Annotated in this window: 5 protein-coding genes; all 5 read left to right on the plus strand. The window is 40.2% G+C overall.

All coding sequences use genetic code 11. From position 1 onward, the window contains the following. Positions 1–165 precede the first annotated feature (165 nt). The 5 genes from EIZ48_RS27800 to EIZ48_RS27820 all read left to right on the plus strand — a co-directional run bounded on the left by EIZ48_RS27800 (position 166) and on the right by EIZ48_RS27820 (position 2677). Positions 166–540 (plus strand): hypothetical protein, encoded by a 375-nt coding sequence (locus EIZ48_RS27800; RefSeq protein WP_160658600.1) that lies wholly within the window; start codon positions 166–168, stop codon positions 538–540. A gap of 119 nt (positions 541–659) precedes the next feature. Continuing rightward, on the plus strand, positions 660–1022 hold the full coding sequence (locus EIZ48_RS27805; RefSeq protein ID WP_160658602.1) for a hypothetical protein: 363 nt from the start codon (positions 660–662) through the stop codon (positions 1020–1022). A 186-nt stretch (positions 1023–1208) separates the two neighbouring features. Further along, positions 1209–1556, plus strand: coding sequence for a DUF3024 domain-containing protein (locus EIZ48_RS27810; RefSeq protein WP_160658604.1), 348 nt, complete (start codon positions 1209–1211; stop codon positions 1554–1556). A gap of 290 nt (positions 1557–1846) precedes the next feature. Beyond that, positions 1847–2323, plus strand: a complete 477-nt coding sequence (locus EIZ48_RS27815; protein ID WP_128786632.1) for a type VI secretion system amidase effector protein Tae4 — start codon at positions 1847–1849, stop codon at positions 2321–2323. A 12-nt stretch (positions 2324–2335) separates the two neighbouring features. Beyond that, the gene (locus EIZ48_RS27820; protein WP_160658605.1) at positions 2336–2677 is read left to right on the plus strand and encodes a hypothetical protein; all 342 of its coding nucleotides are present in this window, start codon (positions 2336–2338) and stop codon (positions 2675–2677) included. Positions 2678–2915 lie beyond the last annotated feature (238 nt).

Below are 2915 nucleotides of genomic sequence, written 5' to 3' on the forward strand. Positions count from 1 at the left end.
CATTGCCTGTATAAGATTACTGAAACTATGTGGCGTGAATCAACTGCATAACAAAGCAATCAAGGTGACCCGTTACACTCGGCGGTTTTGGTATGAAGTTCGGTGTGTTTTGCTAGTTTAGCGTGGGGCACCTTATTGCAGGCGTTATAACTCAAAGGTATTCCAGTGAAATACAAGCTCATTAAATCAATGATACATAACTTCACTCACTCGTTTGTTGGTGGTTGCAACTATGTTGATGACGCTTTTATCTTTGAAGATTTATTTAAGCTTGCAAGGCTTAAAAAAGGTGAAGTTGTCACTGTCACATGGCACCCAGTCAAAACTGAAGAGCTGTTTAAACTTACACCACGAGTGCGTAAATCTATCGGTTACTACCGTGACTGGTTTCCTAAACATGCTGCAAGCCATGGAGTTTCGTTAGAGCACTTAGCTGAATATCGTACAGAAGTCTTTATGGCAAAAAATCATCAGATATACGTAAGAGCCGTAGCCGTCGATGATCGTGGAAAAGAGTATTCATGCTATGTGTGGTCATGAGTCATAACAAGGCAATCAAGGTGATGCGTTACACTCGGTGGTTTTGGTACGGAGTTCTGTGTGCTTTGTTGGTTCAGTGGGGCACACCTTATTGCAGGCGTTATGTGCTAGGAGGAATCATGTTGGATGAGCTAATTGGAATTGACCTTCAAGATTCATTTGTTCTAGGCTGGAGCTGGGTTGATTCGAAGCTAGTATTTGAACTTGAGTTGAGTATTTGGCCTGAATCAAAACATTACGTCACACCGAAAGCAGATGAATACACTTGTTATCGTAAAGCTCAGTTAATCTTTACGACTGTAACGACTATTATCGGTTTAAAACCACAAAGCTCAGTCCATTATACAACTGATATTGATGGCTCTAGAGATTATGGAAATATAGATTCATTAGCTATATCTCCAAATGGTTACAAAATGTCTGGCGAGTGCGGTTTAATAACGATTGAATGTAAGGGCTTAGAGCTAAAAGTTCGCACATAACAAAGGTATCAAGGTGACGCTTTACACTCGGCAGTTTTGGTTTGAAGTTCAGTTGGCTTGGTGAGTTCATCGCGGCGCACCTTATCCCAGGCGTTATGTACTTTTCACTCAACATGCAGTCATATCATTGGTTTAAGTTTGTGGAAGACGTAAAATGATTAAAAATTGGTAATTGAGACAATTCTTATGGCATTTTCTGAACTTGAACAAAAACGACATGAAAAGGTAATTGAAGCATATTTAGATACATGTCGGCCTCCAGTAGAAATCCGAAAAGAGGTCGATATTTGGTATCGTATTAAAGGGCAATCTATAGAAGTATTCGAAATCCGCCCGAAGTGGAATGATCCAAGTGAAATGCAAGAAAGTCCAGTAGCCAAAGCAACATACCTAAAATCTCGAGATGAATGGAAAGTGTATTGGATGAAGTCGGATCTTAAATGGCATATTTATGAGCCAACACCTTCAGTTAAAGACTTAAAAACATTCACTGAGGTTTTAGAACTCGACCAATTTGGGTGTTTTTGGGGTTAATGTCGATCACGTACATAACAAAGGCATCAAGGTGACGCGTTACACTCGGCGGTTTTGGTAGGAAGCTCGGTGCGCTTGGTCGGTTAGTCGTGGCGCACCTTATGCCAGGCGTTACGCCTTGGTATCTCTTCGCATTTCAAATTGCAGTTTGTAACTAGTTCCTAGAAAACTGGAAGTTACTTCAGGTTTATTGTGTCACCAGATCTGATTTTATATATAAATATTTCCTCCGGATTTATATTGCTTACGTAAATTAGTTTATACCGGGCGATAAAAAAGGGAGTAATAGAATGTCGAAATTTGGGATGATATGGGAAGCTCACCCATCAGTTGAAAATTTCTTTGATGATTTTCCTTGTACTAACGAATCTGGTGAAAAAGCATTTGAAAATCAATGTGCAATTAGGCTTGGAGTCGCACTCGAAGGAGCTGGGATTAGTACGAAAGGCTTTCGAGGTGTCAGATGTTGGCATGGTCATAAACCTGGACATATTCTGAGAGCTGAAGAGTTAGCAAATTGGTTAAAAGGCCCATCGTCACCATTTAAGCAAGTTATAGAGTTTGAAGCCAGTGAGGGTTTCTCTATGATAAAGGGGAAAAAAGGAATAATTTTCTTTAAAGATTATTATGGGCCTAATAATCAAGGTGATCATATCGACTTATGGAATGGCAGCAGATTAACTAGGTATAGTTCATGGATTGAATTTGCAATGAGAGGTGGGAGGCATTATTCCAAGTCAACTGTTTGGTTTTGGCCTGTTTCCTGAGGATAAATTCGTATGCACAAAGTAAGGTCCACTTTACTATTGGTATTGCTATCATCTACTTTGTTTGGATGCCAGCCTGAGCATGACTCACCGACGTCTGAAATACTCATTAATGACTTACCATCAAATGGTGTTCTTATTGAAGTATCAGATGATGGTGATCTTACAAATATAAAAGAAGTAGACTTGTCTCTAGAAACTAGTCATAAGGAAAAATTCAATATTTCTTTACAATGGTTAGCAACAGAGTCTGAAGTCTCATTTTATAAACTAGATGGTAAATCAGCTCATGAAATTGTTCAGATTGCTAATTGTCTTAAAACTCCAGGAAAAAATGAATCTGACTGTATTTGATCGGCAGGCGTAACAAGGCAATCAAGGGTGACGCGTTACACTCGGCGGTTTTGGTATGGAGTACAGTGCGCTTGGTGAGCTTATCGTGGCGCACCTTATTGCAGGCGTTAGGCATCGGAAAAGCCTGCTTTTTGATCTGGTCGTAACCGCATCGCCCAAGAACGGGAACTCTTTGGCCATTCGCTCATCGTAGGGCTGTCCTTAAAGTTCTGGGAAACGCAGGTTGTTTCGTTCTTTG

Origin of the sequence: Photobacterium alginatilyticum, assembly GCF_009910675.1 — a bacterium.
GTDB lineage: Bacteria > Pseudomonadota > Gammaproteobacteria > Enterobacterales > Vibrionaceae > Photobacterium > Photobacterium alginatilyticum.